Source organism: Variovorax sp. PEI5 (assembly GCF_056679935.1).
The window spans coordinates 2155264-2171573 of sequence record NZ_CM155257.1 but is presented as its reverse complement, the minus strand read 5'-3'; the positions used below and the strand labels follow the sequence as shown (position 1 = coordinate 2171573).

The window sequence follows — 16310 nt, the reverse complement described above, 5'->3', positions numbered from 1 at the left end:
GGTCGCGACGACGCTCTTCTTCCTCTTCTTTTCCGAACGCGATCGATGAAAGCTTCCCGTTTCTTTGTCTCCACCCTGAAGGAAGCGCCGGCCGATGCCGAGGTGGCGAGCCATCGCCTCATGATGCGCGCCGGCATGATCAAGAAGCTGGGCGCCGGCATCTACACCTACATGCCCATGGGCCTGCGGGTGATCCGCAAGGTCGAGGCCATCGTGCGCGAGGAGATGAATCGCGCCGGTGCCGTCGAGCTCACCATGCCCGTGATCCAGCCGGCCGAACCGTGGCAGGAGACCGGCCGCTTCGAGGCGATGGGCCCGGAGCTGCTGCGCATCAAGGACCGGCACGATCGCGACTTCATCGTGCAGCCCACCAGCGAGGAAGTCGTCACCGACATCGCGCGCCAGGAATTCCGCAGCTACAAGCAGTTGCCGAAGAATTTCTATCAGATCCAGACCAAATTCCGCGACGAGCGCCGGCCGCGCTTCGGCCTGATGCGCGGCCGCGAATTCGTCATGAAGGATGCCTACAGCTTCGATCGCAGTCCCGATGCCGCCAAGGCGAGCTACCAGGTCATGGCCCAGGCCTACCGTCGCATCTTCGACCGCTTCGGACTGCGCTATCGCGCCGTGGCGGCCGACAGCGGCGCGATCGGTGGCGATCTGAGCGAGGAATTCCAGGTCATCGCCGCGACCGGCGAGGACGCCATCGTCTACTGCCCCGACAGCGACTACGCCGCGAACATGGAAAAGGCCGAGGCGCTCGCGCCGGGCGAACCGCGCCGCGCGGCCACGCGATCGCTCGCGAAGACGCCCACGCCCGGAAAGAGCACGTGCGCCGACGTCGCCGAACTGCTGGGCGTGCCGCTCGCGACCACGGTGAAGTCGCTGGTGCTGGCCACCGACACGCTCGACGCCGCCGGCAACGTGGCCGGCGCGCAGATCTGGCTGCTGCTGCTGCGTGGCGACCACGACATGAACGAGATCAAGGTCGGCAAGCTCGCCGGTCTCGACCGCGGCTTCCGCTTCGCGACCACGACGGAGATCGAGGACCACTTCGGCTGCCGGCCCGGCTATCTGGGCCCGATCGGTCTCGCCCGGCCGGTCAAGGTGGTGGCCGACCGCGACGTCGCCGTCATGGCCGACTGGATCTGCGGCGCCAACGCGCCCGACTTCCACCTCACCGGCGTCAACTGGGGCCGCGATCTGCCCGAGCCGGACCAGGTGGCGGACATCCGCAATGTCGTCGCCGGCGATGCCTCGCCCGACGGCCGGGGCGCTCTGGCGATCGAGCGCGGCATCGAGGTCGGCCACGTGTTCTACCTCGGCACCAAGTACAGCAAGCCCATGGGCGCCACCTTCCTCGACGAGGGTGGCAAGCCGCAGTTCCTGGAGATGGGCTGCTATGGCATCGGCATCACGCGGCTGCCGGCTGCGGCCATCGAGCAGAACCACGACGAGCGCGGCATCGTCTGGCCCGATGCCATCGCGCCCTTCACCGTGGTGATCTGCCCGATCGGCATGGACCGCAGCGCCGAGGTCAAGGCCGCCGCCGAGTCGCTCCACGAGCAGTTGCTGGCGGCCGGTGTCGACGTGTTGCTCGACGATCGCGGGGAGCGGCCGGGCGCGATGTTCGCCGACTGGGAACTCATCGGCGTGCCGCATCGCGTGGTGCTCTCCGACCGCGGACTCAAGGAGGGCGAGGTCGAGTACCAGGGTCGGCGCGACACGGTGGCCACCAAGGTGCCGGCCGCCGCCATCGCAAGCTTCATCGAGCAACGGCTCGCGACGCCACGATGAGCCTGCGGCTGTCGCGGCGCCAGTGTCTGGGCGGCGCGGCCGTCGCGGCCGTGGCGCCCTGGCTGCTGACACTGCCGACGCCGGCGCGCGCCGGCGCGCAGGTCGAGGAGCCCCTGATCGATTCGGTGCGCACGGCATTGAGTTCGGCGGTCCACAACAAGGCGCCGCCGATCCCGGAATTCGCCAGCACCGAGGCCCGGCTCGCCCACCTGCGCTGGCTCGGCGAGATGAGCCAGCGGCTCAAGAACCGGCTGCCCGACGCGGCCACGCGCATCGAATTCCTCCGGACCGTCTGGTACGAGGCCAGGCGCGCCGGGCTCGACGTGAGCCTGGTACTGGGGCTGGTGCAGGTCGAGAGCAACTTCCGCAAGTTCGCCGTCTCCAGCGCCGGCGCGCGCGGCTACATGCAGGTGATGCCGTTCTGGACCCGCGTGATCGGCGACGCCGACCCGGCCAAGCTGTTCCACATGCAGACCAACCTGCGCTTCGGTTGCGTGATCCTGCGCCACTACCTCGACCGCGAGCGCGGCGATCTCTTCCTGACCCTCGGACGCTACAACGGCAGCCGTGGCCGCGCGCCCTATCCCGAGGCCGTCTTCGCCAACCAGCGCCTCTGGCTCTTCAGGGACCGCGCCGACGCCTGAGACACCGCGTGGGCCACCCTGCAGGGGCCACCGGTGTCGCCCCTGCGAGAGGAGGCGCCGCTACGCGGAGTGGACCGGCCTGGGGTCGAGCCGGGTGACCATGACCTGGTCGATCCGGTGGCTGTCCACGTCCATCACCTCGAAGGTGTGACCCGCGCAGGTCACGCTGTCGGTGCGCTTGGGGACGCGCCGCAGCATCGTCATCAGGAAGCCCGCCAGCGTCTCGTACTCGTCGGGATGGGGCAGGGCGTCGATGTCCAGCGCCCGCAGCACATCCTGGATCGGCGTCACGCCATCGATCAGCCAGGACTGATCGTCGCGCCGCACAATCTGCGGCTCCTCGTCCTGCGGGCCGACCAGATCGCCCATCACGGTGCTCATCACGTCGTTCAGCGTGATCACGCCGACCACCAGGCTGTATTCGTTGACGACAATGGCGAAGTCCTCGCGCGCCTGCCTGAACTGCTCCAGCACCTCGGTGAGGGAGAGCCGGTCGGGCACCACCAGTGCCTTGTGCAGCGGCACGCCCTGGTCGAGCGCCAGCGGCTGGCCGCTGAGCACGCGCTGGAACATGTCCTTGGCATCGACATAGCCCAGCACATGGTCGATGTCGCCATCGCACACCGGGTAGGCGGAGAACGGCTCGGCCACGATGCGCGCGCGCAGTACCGATTCGGGATCGTCGTCGAAGAACCAGGCGACGCGTTCGCGCGGCGTCATGACGCTGCTGACCAGCCGCGTGTCGAGCTCGAAGACATTGGCGATGACCTGCTGCTCGCGCAGCGCCAGCACGCCCGCTCGGGCACCGGCCTCGGTCATGGCCAGGATGTCGGCCGAGGTGATCTGCTCGACGCGATGCAATGGCAGGCCCATCAGCTTGAACAGGCCGTCGGTGCTGCGCGTGAAGAGCCACACCAAGGGCTTGAAGGTGGTGATGAGGACCTGCATCGGCCCCACCATGCGCACCGCCAGCCGCTCGGGCTCGCTCATGCCCAGGCGCTTGGGGAACAGGTCGGCGAAGACCAGGAAGACCGAGATGATGGTGACGAAGGATGCGGCGAAGGCCGCGCCGGCGGCGGTCTCCGGACTCAGCCACAGGGTGAAGAGCCGGGCGAAGTAGGGACTCAGGGCACCTTCGCCGACCACGCCGCCGAGGATGGCCACCGCGTTGAGGCCGATCTGCACGACGGTGAAGTAGTGGCCCGGCTGCTCCTGCACGCGCAGCACCCGCTCGGCGCGCGCATCGCCCTCGTCGGCCATCTGGCGCAGGCGCAGGCGACGCGAGGCCGCCAGCGTGATCTCGGCCAGGGAGAAGAAGGCGCTGGTGACGATCAGCGCCAGGATGAGCAGCAGGCTCTGGATCAGGCTCATGGCAGCGAGTGTGAGTCCGGAGGATGCGCGGATGACTGAGAATTTGCGCGAGCCGGCACGGCGCGGTGGTGCCGCCGGTCGCTCCGGGCCCCGGCATCCGCCGGGCGACCCATCAGGATCAGACGGCGCCGCCGGCGACGACCTGCTGCAGCTCGCCCGACTCGTACATCTCCATCATGATGTCCGAGCCGCCGATGAACTCGCCCTTGACGTAGAGCTGGGGGATGGTGGGCCAGTTGCTGTATTCCTTGATGCCCTGGCGGATCTCGGCGTCGTCGAGCACGTTGACCGTCTTGAGCGACCTGGTGTCGACGCCGATGGCCTTGAGGATCTGGATGGCGCGGCCGGAGAAGCCGCACATGGGGAAGCTGGCGTTGCCCTTCATGAAGAGCACGATGTCGTTGGTCTTGACGAGGTCGTCGATGCGTTGCTTGGAATCGGGCATGGGAGCGCTCCTGAGGAGGAAAAAAGGACTGCGGGGATTATTTCACCGTGGCGCCGGGGGCGCCGGCGTCGCATGCCAAATCCCGCTGGCCGGGAAGCCCGCGCGGCATGGTCAGCCGGCCCCCGGAGCAGCGTTCGATGCCGGCGAGATCCAGGCGACTGGCCACTGCGGAGAACCCATGCGCGGCCAGCAGGGCACGCACCGCGACGGCCTGGTCGTGGCCATGCTCGAGCAGCAGCCAGCCATCGCCGCGCAGATGGGCCGGGGCGTCGGCCACGATGCGGCGCAGGTCGTCGAGCCCGTCGGCACCGGCCACCAGCGCCGCCGCCGGTTCGTGCGCCAGCGCCGGCAGATGCGGATCGCCGGCTGCGATGTAGGGCGGATTGGAGACGATCAGGTCGTAGCACGCGGACGGCGCGCCCTCCAACCAGTCGGCCTGCCGGAACCGCACCGGCAGCCCCAGGCGCAGTGCGTTGCCGCGCGCCACGTCGAGCGCGCCGGCACTGGCGTCGACGGCATCGACATCAGCATCGGGCCGGGCCTGCTGCAGGGCCAGCGCGATGGCGCCGCTGCCGGTGCCGAGGTCGAGCACGCGCGGCGGCGCATCGGCGGCCGCGGGGGAGGATCGCCGCAGGATCTCCAATGCCCATTCGACCAGGGTCTCGGTGTCCGGGCGTGGCACCAGCACGCGGGCATCGACCCGCAGGGCGAGGCCGTGGAATTCCTTCTCGCCGAGCAGGTAGGCCACGGGTTCGCCGGCGACGCGGCGCGCGACGTGCCGCGCGAAGCATGCGCCGGCCGCCTCGGGCAATGCGTCGTCGTCGTGGGCCAGCAGCCAGGCGCGGTCATGCGCGGGTCGTCCGAGCGCGTGCAGCAGCAGCAGCTGGGCGTCGAGCCGGTCGAGTCCGCAGGCCGCCGCGTCGCGCAGGGCGCGCGCGAGGGTCGCGGCGGGCGTCGGCGAGCCGTCCGGCACGATGCTCATGCCGGCAGGCTCGCTTCCAGGTCGGCCAGCTGTTCGGCCTCGCGCGCGCCGCGCAGGGCGGCCAGGACGTCGCCGAGGTCGCCCTCCATGATCGACTGCAGCTTGTAGAGCGTCAGGTTGATGCGGTGGTCGGTGAGGCGGCCCTGCGGGAAGTTGTAGGTGCGGATGCGGTCGCTGCGGTCGCCGCTGCCCACCAGGCCCTTGCGCAGGGCGGCATCCTTGGCGGCGCGCTCGCTGCGGTCCTTGTCCTGGATGCGGGCCGACAGCACCTGCAGCGCCTTGGCCTTGTTGCGGTGCTGGCTGCGATCGTCCTGGCACTCGGCCACGATGCCGGTCGGCAGGTGCGTGATGCGGACCGCCGAATCGGTCTTGTTGATGTGCTGCCCGCCGGCGCCGCTGGCGCGATAGGTGTCGATGCGCAGGTCGGCCGGATTGATCTGCACGGCGACCGCCTCGTCGGGCTCGGCCAGCGCGGCGACGGTGCAGGCGCTGGTGTGGATGCGGCCCTGCGTCTCGGTGGCCGGCACGCGCTGCACGCGATGGCCGCCGGACTCGAAGCGCAGCTGGCCGAAGACATCGTCGCCGACGACCCGGATCACGACCTCCTTGAAGCCGCCGAGCTCGCTCGGGCTCTCGCTGACGATCTCGCAGCGCCAGCCGGCGCGTTCGCAATGGCGCGTGTACATGCGCAGCAGGTCGCCCGCGAACAGCGCCGATTCGTCGCCGCCGGTGCCGGCGCGGATCTCCAGGAAGGCATTGCGCGCGTCGTCCGGGTCCTTGGGCAGCAGCAGGCGCTGCAGTTCGTCCTCGAGCCGCAGCAGGTCGGCCTCGGCGGCGGTGACCTCCTCGCGCGCCATCTCGGCCATCTCGGGGTCGGCGAGCATCTCGCGCGCGCCCGCCAGATCGGCTTCGCGCTGCACGAAGCGGGCATGGCGCCCGGCGATCTGCGTGACTTCGGCATGCTCGCGCGAGATGGCGCGGTATTGCGCCATGTCGGCCATGATGTCCTCGCGCGAGAGCAGGAAGTCGAGTTCGCCCAGTCGCTGGACATAACGCTCGAGCTGGTGGCGGAGGAAGGGTTTCACGGCGGACCTCGGAAGACAGGGAACAGGAAAGGCGGGCGGTTGGAACGGGCGTCGGAGTGCGGATCGGCGGGCTCGCGGGCCCATGGCGGCACCGGAAGCGCTCGCGGGGATGGCGTGGGTTCCGGACCATGCGGCTGGCTCACGGATCGGCGGCCATCCCGCTGCCCCGGCGCCCGGCGCGAACCGCAGGCGCTGGAGGGAGAGAGCGTCGCTAACGCTCTTTGCGCGCGGCGTCGCCGCGCAGGAACAGGCGCGAGATGGTGTGCGCGGTCTGCTCGCGCGACTCGGCGTCGCCGGCATGGAGCTCGGCCATGGCGCCATGCAGCATCTTCTGCGTCAGGCCGCGCGCCAGGGCCTCGAGCACGGCCTCGACCGGCTCGCCCTTGGCCAGCAGCTTGCGGGCGCGGGCCAGTTCGAGCGCGCGCCATTCCTCGGTCTGGGCATTGAGCTGGCGGATCAGCGGTACCGTGTCGCGCTGGCCGAGCCAGTGCATGAAGCTCGCGACGCCGGCGTCGATGATGACCTCGGCCTGCGCCACCGCCGCCTGCCGGCTGGCCTGGCCCTGCTGCACCACGGCGGCGAGGTCGTCGACGGTGTAGAGATAGACGTCCTCCAGGTCCTTGACCTCGGATTCGATGTCGCGCGGCACCGCCAGGTCGACCATGAACATCGGACGGTGCCGGCGTTGCCGCAGGGCCCGCTCGACCGCGCCCAGGCCGATCAGCGGCAGCGTGCTGGCGGTGCAGCTGACGACGATGTCGAAGTCGCCCAGCCGCGCGGGCAGGTCGGCCAGCCGCATCGCCTGGCCGCCGAAGCGCGCGGCGAGCTGCTCGCCACGCTCGGGGGTGCGGTTGGCGATGGTGATCGATTTCGGCTGGCGGGCGGCGAAGTGCGTCGCGGCCAGCTCGATCATCTCGCCCGCGCCGACGAACAGGATGCGGGTCTCGCGCAGATCCTCGAACAACTGGCCGGCCAGGCGCACCGCGGCGGCGGCCATGCTGATCGAGTGCGCTCCGATCTCGGTGGCGGTGCGCACCTCCTTGGCGACGGCGAAGGAACGCTGGAACAGCTGGTTGAGCGTGCTGCCCAGCGCGCCGGCGGTCTCGGCGGCGCGCACGGCATCCTTCATCTGGCCCAGGATCTGCGCCTCGCCCAGCACCATCGAGTCGAGTCCGCTGGCGACGCGGAAGGCATGGCGCGCGACGGCGTCGTCGTGCAGGGTGTAGGTGTGCGAGCGCAGCACGTCGCGGCTGACGCCACCGCTGTCGGCCAGCCAGCCGACCGTGTGGTCGAGCGCGGCCTGGTGGTCGGAGACCCAGTAGATCTCGGTGCGGTTGCAGGTGGAGATGATCGCCGCCTCGACCTCGGGGTGGCGGCCGGAGCCGAAGGACTGGCGCAGGCTGTTGAGGGTCGGCGGGATCTGGTCGACCGCGAACGCGAAACGACCGCGCAGATCGAGCGGCGCGGTCGTGTGGTTCAAGCCGAGGGCCCAGACTGACATAGTCCCCGATTATAAAATTTGTCGCCGCCCCTGGCCGCATGGCTGGCGCATGTCCCGCTCGGGGCCTGCGGAATGCAACTCTTTTTCACTCCCGGGGATTCCCGCCATGTCTTTTCTCCAGCTCCTCGATGCCCTGTCGAACTTCGTCGCGCCGGCGCTGTTCCTGGCGCCGGTGCTGGCGCTGGCCGGGCGCTGGATGCTACGCCGCGACGCGGCGGCGCCGGGGTTCTGGATGCAGGTCGCGCTCAACTTCGCGGCCGGGGTGGCGGTGCTGGCGATCGGCCTGGGGCTGTTCGGCCGCGACGGGCGGATGGCCAGCTATGTCGCCCTGGTCCTGGTGTGCGGCAGCGTGCAGTGGGCCGCCGCGCGCGGCTGGAGGAACTGAGCGGCCGGGTCGCGTTCCCGCCCTCCGGCTCCGGCTCTGGCTCTTGCTCTGGTTCAGGCGGCCGGAGTGGAGGGCGGGGGCAGCGGGCTGGAGGCCGAGGCCGGCACCACCGGCGCCGACGTCGGCGCCGGCGCGGCGGCATAGGCGGCCAGCGGCAGGTCGCGCTGGCGCAGCTGGTCGAGCATCGTGAAGAGCAGTTCGCTGCGCACGCCTCCGGCCAGACGGGGACTGGCCACGTAGGCGATCACCTGGAAGATCAGGAAGCCACCCTCGATGCCGTCGAGCGAGACCGATGGCGCGGGCGTCTCCAGCACGCCCTGGTGCTCGACGCAGGCCGCGAGCAGCACCTCGCGCGCCTGGTGGGCGTCGGTGGTGAGCGGCATCGGCAGGCGGATCAGCACCCGGCCCTCGGCGTTGACCAGCGTCATGTTGCGCACGGTCTTGGTGATGAACTCCGAGTTGGGCACGATCAGGGTCGAGCGATCGCCCAGCTGGATCTCGGTGGCGCGCACGTTGATGCGCCGCACGTCGCCCTCGGCATTGCCCAGCACCACCCAGTCGCCCACCTTCACGGGCCGCTCGGCCAGCAGGATCAGCCCGGAGATGAAGTTCTGCACGATCGCCTGCAGACCGAAACCGATGCCCACCGACAGCGCGCTGGCCACCCATGCGATGCGTTCGATGCCCAGGCCCAGCGCCGACAGCGCCGAGCCGATCACCACCGCCCCGCCGACGTAGCCCAGCAGGGTCAGCAGCGAACTGCGCATGCCGGGCTCGAGCGTGGTCGTCGGCAGGTAGCTGTTGTCGAGCCAGTAGCGCGCCACGCGCATGGCGACGAAGCCCCCCACCAGCACCGCGAAGGCGCCCAGCAGCGCGCCGGGCACGAGTTCGAACTGGCCGACCTTCAGGCTGGCGCCGATGGTGCCGCTGCGCTGGAACAGCTCGTCGGGCGTGGTGCCCAGCGGCGCCAGCAAGGCGATCACCAGGTAGAAGAAGAGCGTGACGCGGCTGACCGCCGACAGCACCACGGCGGCCTGGTCGAGCGTGTGCGGCGCGATGTTGAAGCTCTTGTGCAGGCGCTGGCCGGCGCTGCCGCGCGACGACAGCAGGGCCATGAACAGGTCGTCGGCGAACTTGAACAGCAGGTAGGCCGCGGCGGCGACGATGCCGGCCCAGGTGAGCTGGCTGGCCACGAAGCTCGCGAGCGAGACGAAGCCCAGCGCGACCAGCACGCAGATCGCGATCAGCAGGGCGGTCATCACGCCGGTGACGATGCCGACCCAGAGCGGCCGGCCGGCCGCCACGGCGGCACTCTCGATGGGAGGGACGCCGGCTTCGGAGCGGTCGTCCGCCGGCTCCGGGGCGCCGGACTTGCCGGACTTGCCCGCTGAGGGCGTCGCGCCGCCGGCGGCATCGACGACGCTCGACGTGCGCAGCCGCAGCCGCAGCAGCATCCAGGCCGACAGCGCCGCCAGCGCGAGCGCGGTCAGCGCATGCGTGGCCACCACCGCCGCCAGGCTCGCCGCGACGGCGGTGTTGACCTGCGTGACCAGCCAGATCAGCGTGGCGACGCCGGCCATGACCCACGGCAGCGGGGCCAGGCGCGAGGCGATGGCATCGGACATCGGCGGCAGGCGCCAGCTCGTGCGATGGTTGGCCAGGAGGGCGCGGCCCAGGCCGATGACGAAACCGATGAAGGCGGCGAACCGGGTCGCCGAATCGCCCAGGCCCTGCGCCACGGGCGACCAGTCGCCCTGGCGCAGCAATGTCTGCCAGGCCCATTCGGTCCCCAGCGCGGTGATGAGGGTGGTGGAGGTGACGGTGGCGACGGCCAGCAGCGAGCGGCGCAGCCGCCCGACCGGGAAGACGCGCACCGCCAGCTTGATCAGCCCATGCTCGGCGGCCCAGCTGCCCAGCACGATCAGGAGCAGCGCGCCGGCGAACGAGGCGATGAACCGGCTGCGGCCGCGCTCGTCCCAGGCGCTGCCCAGCCCGGTGCGGATGTCGTCGCCCAGCGCCCGCAGGCGTGCCTGGTCGGCCGGCCAGGCGGCCACGATGCGGCGCCAGAAGGCCGCTCCCAGTGGCGACTCGACACGCTCCAGGACGCGCGCCTCGAACAGCGCGCGGCGCCGCGCCTGCAGGTCGGCGGTGCGTTGCTGGGCATCCACGGCGACCAGGCGCGCCAGGCGGATGTCGGCATCGAGCGTGTTGCGTTCCTTCTCCAGGGTGGCGCGCTGGCGCGTGATGTCCGGCGCCTCGGAGGCGCCGGCGGCCGGCGCCGCGCCGAGTTCGCCCAGGCGCGCGTTCAGGTCGGCCAATTGGCCGTCGCGCGAGGCCACGAAACGCTGCGCCTGCGCGACGATGTCCTGCGTCTCGCTGATCAGACGCGGCACTTCCGCGCTGTCCTCGACGGTCTCGGGCACCTGGTCGAGCCGCTTGCGCAGCGCGGGCACGGTGATCTGGGGCGCGTCGGCGGCGTCGGGATCGCCGGCGGCGGAGCTCGCCGCCGATTGCTGCTGCTGTTGCTGCTGCGTCGATGGCGACGGCTGCTGCGCCATGGCCGGCCCACCCAGGGCGAGGGTCAGCCAGAGGAGGAGGGCGAGGAAGGCGGGCGTGCGGAGGATCGGTCTCATCGGCGGCGGAGAAGCGGGAGAAGCGGGGAGAAGGCCCCTAGCTTGCCGGAGCGAAGAGATCGACGCGGTCGGTGATGACGCCGTCCGTGCCGAGCGCGATCAGCCGTTGCGCGGCCCATTCGTCGTTCACGGTGTAGCTCAGCATGCGCAGGCCGGCGTCGCGCGCGAGCGCCACCGTCCGCGTGTCCCACAGCGCCTGGTGGCAGACGACGGCGACGCAGCCCAGCCGCAGCGCCTCCTCGAGCCAGCCCTCGGGCAGGGTGTCGAGCAGCAGGCCGCGAGGCAGCTCCGGGGCGCCGTGGCGCGCCCCCTCGAGCGACTTGGGCTGGAACGAGGTGAGCAGCGGTGGCACCGGCTGGCCGGCCCAGAGCTGCGCGGCCTGCCGCGCCACCACCTCGCCGGTGCGGCGCTCGGTGCCGGGCACGGGCTTGATCTCGATGTTCAGGTGATGGCCGTTGCGCAGGCAGAAGCGCGCGACGTTCTCCAGCCGCGCCAGGGGCTCGCCGGCATGGGCGCGCGAATGCCAGCCGCCGGCATCGAGCTGCGACAACCGGTGCCAGTCGAGGTTCCCGGCATCGCCATGGCCATCGGTGGTGCGCTCCAGGGTGCTGTCGTGCAGCAGGAAGGGCACGCCGTCGGCGCTGAGCTTCACGTCGCACTCGAACATGCGAAAGCCATGGGCGGCGCCGGCGCGGAACGCCACCAGCGTGTTCTCGGGCGCGAGGCGGCCGGCGCCGCGATGCGCGATCCAGCGCGGATAGGGCCAGTCCGCGCCCAGGGTGGAACTGGCGGCGGGAGCCGTGGTCGGTGGCACGGTGGAGGTCATGGCAGGGAGGTCCCGGGTCGATGGAGGTCCTGGTCGGGGGCTGGCGCGTCCGTGCCGCTCAGTCGACGCGTTTGCCCGAACCGGCGTCGAAGGCATGCAGCCGCTCGGGCGGCGCGCCCACGTGCACGGTGTCGCCCGCGCGCGGCGGCGTCTCGGCCTCGTCGATGCGCACGATCACCGGCTCCTCGCCGATGTGGCCATACACCAGGCGCTCGGCGCCCAGCAGCTCGACGTACTCGACCTGCACCACCCAGCCGGCCGGGTCGAGCTTCAGGTGTTCCGGCCGCACGCCCAGGATCTGTCCCGGCCGCACGCCCGGCGCGTGGCGCAGCAGGTTCATCGGCGGCGAGCCGATGAAGCTGGCGACGAAGGTCGTGGCGGGGCGGTTGTAGACCTCCTCGGGCGTGCCGAACTGGTCCATGACGCCGCCGTTCATGACGATGATGCGCTGCGCCAGCGTCATCGCCTCGACCTGGTCGTGCGTGACGAACAGCGAGGTGATGCCGAGCTCGCGATGCAGCTTCTGGATCTCGATGCGGGTCTGCGCGCGCAGCTTGGCGTCGAGGTTGGACAGCGGTTCGTCGAACAGGAAGACCTGCGGCTGGCGCACGATCGCGCGTCCCATCGCCACGCGCTGGCGCTGGCCGCCGGAGAGCTCGCGCGGCTTGCGCGCGAGCAGGGCGCCGAGTTCGAGGATGCGCGCGGCCTTGTCCACGCGCGTCTTGATCTCGTCCCGCGGCACCTTGGCGATCTTCAGCCCGTAGGCCATGTTGTCGAAGACCGTCATGTGCGGATAGAGCGCGTAGTTCTGGAACACCATCGCGATGTCGCGTTCCGAGGGCTCGAGCGTGTTGACGACCCGACCGCCGATGGCGATCTCGCCGGCCGAGACCTCCTCCAGTCCGGCGACCATGCGCAGCAGCGTCGACTTGCCGCAGCCCGACGGCCCGACGATGACGACGAATTCCCGATCCCCGATCTCCGCGCTCACCCCATGGATGACCTGATTGGCCTTCGGCCCTGCGCCATAGCGCTTGATGACATTGCGAAACGAAAGAGCAGCCATTTTTTTCCGTTGATGGCCCCGCAAGAGGAGCCCTGAATCTCAAATGCCAGAAATACCGCGGAACCGGCTCCGCCGGGCCGCAGGTATTGCCCCCGGTAGGGGGGAGGCGAAGCGACACGAAGTGCGCGCAGCCTGGGGGCGAGCCTACTTCTCGGTATCCACGAGTCCCTTGACGAACCACTTCTGCATCAGCACCACCACCAGGGCGGGAGGCAGCATCGCCAGGATGGCGGTGGCCATCACGACGTTCCATTCGTTCTGGCCGTCGCCGCCGGCGATCATGCGCTTGATGCCCACCACGACCGGGTACATGTCCTCGCCGGTGGTGGCGATCAGGGGCCAGAGATACTGGTTCCAGCCATAGATGAACTGGATCACGAACAGCGCCGCGATCGAGGTCTTCGACAGCGGCAGCAGGACATCGAAGAAGAAGCGCATCGGGCTCGCGCCATCCATGCGCGAGGCCTCGGTCAGCTCCTCGGGCACCGTCAGGAAGAACTGGCGCAGCAGGAAGGTCGCCGTCGCCGAGGCGATCAGCGGCACCGTGAGGCCGGCGTAGGTGTTGAGCATGTGCAGGTTGGCCAGCACCTCGTAGGTGGGCAGGATGCGCACCTCCACCGGCAGCATCAGCGTCACGAAGATGGCCCAGAACACCGTCTTCCTGAACGGGAAGCGGAAGTAGACGATGGCGAAGGCCGACAGCAGCGAGATCGTGATCTTGCCGATGGCGATGACCAGCGCCGTCACCAGGCTGACCCACATCATGTGCGCCACCGGCGCGTTGGAGCCGACGCTGCTCTCGCGTCCGAACAGCGCCGCCGTGTAGCTCTCGCGCATGTGCGACCCCGGCAGCAGGGGCATGGGCGCCTGCACGATCTCCTGCGCGGTGTGGGTGGACGCCACGAACGCCAGGTAGAGCGGGAAGGCGACGATCAGCACGCCCAGCATCACGATCACGTGCGCCAGGATGCCCTGGGTGCCGCGTTTCTCGACCATGTCAGTAATTCACTTTCTTCTCGACGTAGCGGAACTGGATGACGGTGAGGACCACCACGATGCCCATCAGCACCACCGACTGCGCGGCCGAACCCCCCAGGTCCATGGCCTTGAAGCCGTCGTAGTAGACCTTGTAGACCAGGATGGCGGTGTCCGTGCCCGGTCCGCCGTGGGTGGCGGCATCGACGATCGCGAAGGTGTCGAAGAAGGCATAGACGACGTTGATGACCAGCAGGAAGAAGGTGGTGGGCGACAGCAGCGGGAACTGAACCGTCCAGAAGCGGCGCCACGGGCGCGCGCCGTCGATCGCGGCGGCCTCGATCAGCGAGCGCGGGATCGACTGCAGGCCGGCGAGGAAGAACAGGAAGTTGTAGGAGAGCTGCTTCCAGATCGCCGCCATCACGATCAGCGTCATGGCGTGGCCGGAGTTCATGAGGTGGTTCCAGTCGATGCCGAGCTTGCCCAGCGCATAGGCCACCACGCCCAGCGAGGGCGAGAACATGAACACCCACAGCACCGCCGCCACCGCCGGCGCCACCGCGTAGGGCAGGATCAGCATGGTCTTGTAGAAAGTGCCGCCGCGCGTGATGCGGTCGGCGAAGACGGCCAGCATCAGCGACAGCGAGATGCCGATGCCCGCGACCAGCACGGAGAACAGCGCCGTGGTCTTGAACGATTCGACATAGCCCGGATCGGCGAACAGCTGGCGGAAGTTGTCCAGGCCCACGAACTCGATCGAGGTCCCGAAGGGGTCCTGCTGCTGCAGCGACTGGTAGAGGGCCTGGCCGGCCGGCCAGAAGAAGAACACCAGGATGACCAGCATCTGTGGCGCGAGCAGCAGCCATGGCAGGCCGCCGGAACGGAAGAAGACTCGTTTTTCCATGATTCAAACCCACCCCCGGTCTTCGTGCACCGCGTGTCGCTTTCGCCAACCCCCTTGCAGGGGACGATACCTGAGGCCCGGCGAAGCCGGCTCCTCGGTATCCCTGGTCGTCGCGCCGCCTTGGCGTTCAGGAAGATGGGGGTGTCGTGTCAGCCCTTGTTGGCCTTCTGGAAGCGCTCGAGCTGCTCGTTGCCGCGCTTGACGATGGCGTCGAGCGCCTCCTTGGCGGTCTTCTTGCCGTTCCAGACCTGCTCGAGTTCCTCGTCCTCGATGGCGCGGATCTGCACGTAGTTGCCCAGGCGGATGCCGCGGCTCTTGTCGGTCACCTTGCGGATCATCTGCGTCACGGCGACGTCGGTGCCGGGGTTCTGCTTGTAGAAGCCCGAGTCCTCGGTCAGCTTGTAGGCCGCCGTGGTGACCGGCAGGTAGCCGGTGCGCTTGTGGCTGGCGGACTGCACTTCGGGCGTCGAGATGAAGCTGAAGAACTTGGCGACGCCCTTGTACTTCTCGGGTGTCTTGCCCGACATCACCCACAGGCTGGCGCCACCGATGACGGTGTTCTGCGGCGCGCCGGGGACGTCGGGGTAGTAGGGCAGGGGCGCGACGCCATAGCCGAACTTGGCGTTCTTGGCGACGTTGCCGTAGAAGCCCGAGGACGTGTTGATCATGGCGCACTCGCCGGAGATGAACGAGGCCTCGGGGATGTTGGAGCGTCCCTTGTAGATGAACAGGCCCTGCTTGACCATGCTCGCGAGGTTCTCGACATGGCGCAGGTGCAGTGGCGAGTCGACCTTCAGGCGCGCGTCGAGGCCGGCCAGGCCGTTGCTCTTGCTGGCGAACTCGACGTTGTGCCAGGCCGAGAAGCTCTCGACCTGGGTCCAGTTCTGCCAGGCCGTCGTGAACGGGCACTTGTGGCCGCTGGCCTTGAGCTTGGCGGCGGCGGAGACCACCTCCGGCCAGGTCGAGGGCGCCTTGTCGGTGGGCAGGCCGGCCGCCTTGAAGGCGTCCTTGTTGAAGTAAAAGACCGTGGTCGAGCTGTTGAAGGGGAAGCTGAGCATCTGCCCGTTGGGTGCCGTGTAGTAGCCGGCGACGGCGGGGATGTAGGCCGCCGGATCGAACTTCTCGCCGGCGTCCTTCATCACCTTGCCCACCGGCACGATGGCGCCCTTGCTGGCCATCATGGTGGCGGTGCCGACCTCGAACACCTGCAGGATGTCCGGCGCGTTGCCGGCGCGGAAGGCGGCAACCGCGGCCGTCATCGACTCCTCGTACTGGCCCTTGTAGGTCGGGACGATCTTGTAGTCCTTCTGGCTTTCGTTGAACTGCTTGGCCAGGTCGTTGACCCATTCGTTGTTGACGGCGGTCATCGAGTGCCACCACTGGATCTCGGTCTGGGCCTGGGCCGTGCCGGCGAGGGTGGTGGCCGCCAGTGCCGTGCACAGGGCGAGCGTCTTGAATCGCATGAGGGAGGACTCCTGAAGGGAAAAGCGCGGGTGGGTGCGCCGGAACGCGGAAGGCGCGCATGCTAGACCGTGCTCGTGACACGGCGGCGACCCCGGTTTGTGCCGCCGGACGGTGTTTTCTCCAAGGGGGGAAACCCTCCTGGCGCCACGGCGAACAAGCTGCTTGCTGCAATGCACCATGCTAGCATCGTCCTCCCTTTTCCCCAGCATTCCGCTGGCCCCGCACCGGATCC

General features: G+C 69.5%; 14 protein-coding genes. 3 read left to right on the top strand and 11 right to left on the bottom strand.

What is annotated here, in order from left to right:
- Positions 1–45 precede the first annotated feature (45 nt).
- Positions 46–1797, top strand: coding sequence for a proline--tRNA ligase (locus AC1MLT_RS10005; protein ID WP_481032139.1), 1752 nt, complete (start codon positions 46–48; stop codon positions 1795–1797).
- A complete protein-coding gene (locus tag AC1MLT_RS10000; RefSeq protein WP_481032138.1) occupies positions 1794–2441 on the top strand; it encodes a lytic transglycosylase domain-containing protein in 648 nt (215 codons plus the stop codon). Before AC1MLT_RS10005 ends, AC1MLT_RS10000 begins: the two co-directional genes overlap by 4 nt.
- Before the next feature lie 60 nt (positions 2442–2501).
- Here AC1MLT_RS10000 and paeA read toward each other — a convergent pair whose 3' ends face one another.
- The 5 genes from paeA to hemA form a co-directional block, all read right to left on the bottom strand.
- The gene (gene paeA / locus AC1MLT_RS09995; protein WP_481032137.1) at positions 2502–3812 is read right to left on the bottom strand and encodes a polyamine export protein PaeA; all 1311 of its coding nucleotides are present in this window, start codon (positions 3810–3812) and stop codon (positions 2502–2504) included.
- 118 nt (positions 3813–3930) lie between these two features.
- Entirely contained in the window at positions 3931–4257 is a 327-nt protein-coding gene (grxD, locus tag AC1MLT_RS09990) for a Grx4 family monothiol glutaredoxin (RefSeq protein ID WP_481032136.1), read from the bottom strand.
- Positions 4258–4294: 37 nt separating this feature from the next.
- Complete coding sequence (gene prmC / locus AC1MLT_RS09985; RefSeq protein WP_481032135.1) at positions 4295–5239, bottom strand: peptide chain release factor N(5)-glutamine methyltransferase; 945 nt, start codon at positions 5237–5239, stop codon at positions 4295–4297.
- Positions 5236–6324, bottom strand: a complete 1089-nt coding sequence (gene prfA, locus AC1MLT_RS09980) for a peptide chain release factor 1 (RefSeq protein ID WP_481032134.1) — start codon at positions 6322–6324, stop codon at positions 5236–5238. The genes prmC and prfA overlap by 4 nt, the downstream gene beginning before the upstream one ends.
- Before the next feature lie 211 nt (positions 6325–6535).
- A complete protein-coding gene (gene hemA, locus AC1MLT_RS09975) occupies positions 6536–7825 on the bottom strand; it encodes a glutamyl-tRNA reductase (RefSeq protein WP_481032133.1) in 1290 nt (429 codons plus the stop codon).
- Positions 7826–7931: 106 nt separating this feature from the next.
- Here hemA and AC1MLT_RS09970 point away from each other — a divergent pair, with 106 nt between their 5' ends.
- Positions 7932–8210 carry a hypothetical protein gene (locus AC1MLT_RS09970; protein ID WP_481032132.1) on the top strand — a complete coding sequence of 93 codons (279 nt, stop codon included), beginning with the start codon at positions 7932–7934 and terminating at the stop codon, positions 8208–8210.
- A gap of 53 nt (positions 8211–8263) precedes the next feature.
- Here the strand turns inward: AC1MLT_RS09970 and AC1MLT_RS09965 are convergent, their stop codons facing one another.
- The 6 genes from AC1MLT_RS09965 to ugpB all read right to left on the bottom strand — a co-directional run bounded on the left by AC1MLT_RS09965 (position 8264) and on the right by ugpB (position 16077).
- Positions 8264–10843 carry a DUF3772 domain-containing protein gene (locus AC1MLT_RS09965; protein WP_481032131.1) on the bottom strand — a complete coding sequence of 860 codons (2580 nt, stop codon included), beginning with the start codon at positions 10841–10843 and terminating at the stop codon, positions 8264–8266.
- A 37-nt stretch (positions 10844–10880) separates the two neighbouring features.
- Positions 10881–11669, bottom strand: a complete 789-nt coding sequence (gene ugpQ, locus AC1MLT_RS09960; protein WP_481032130.1) for a glycerophosphodiester phosphodiesterase — start codon at positions 11667–11669, stop codon at positions 10881–10883.
- Between the two features lie 58 nt (positions 11670–11727).
- The gene (gene ugpC / locus AC1MLT_RS09955) at positions 11728–12735 is read right to left on the bottom strand and encodes a sn-glycerol-3-phosphate ABC transporter ATP-binding protein UgpC (RefSeq protein ID WP_481032129.1); all 1008 of its coding nucleotides are present in this window, start codon (positions 12733–12735) and stop codon (positions 11728–11730) included.
- A 144-nt stretch (positions 12736–12879) separates the two neighbouring features.
- Positions 12880–13731 (bottom strand): sn-glycerol-3-phosphate ABC transporter permease UgpE, encoded by an 852-nt coding sequence (gene ugpE / locus AC1MLT_RS09950; protein ID WP_481032128.1) that lies wholly within the window; start codon positions 13729–13731, stop codon positions 12880–12882.
- Position 13732: 1 nt separating this feature from the next.
- Positions 13733–14614, bottom strand: coding sequence for a sn-glycerol-3-phosphate ABC transporter permease UgpA (ugpA, locus tag AC1MLT_RS09945; protein ID WP_481032127.1), 882 nt, complete (start codon positions 14612–14614; stop codon positions 13733–13735).
- Between the two features lie 149 nt (positions 14615–14763).
- Complete coding sequence (gene ugpB, locus AC1MLT_RS09940) at positions 14764–16077, bottom strand: sn-glycerol-3-phosphate ABC transporter substrate-binding protein UgpB (RefSeq protein ID WP_481032126.1); 1314 nt, start codon at positions 16075–16077, stop codon at positions 14764–14766.
- Positions 16078–16310: the final 233 nt, after the last annotated feature.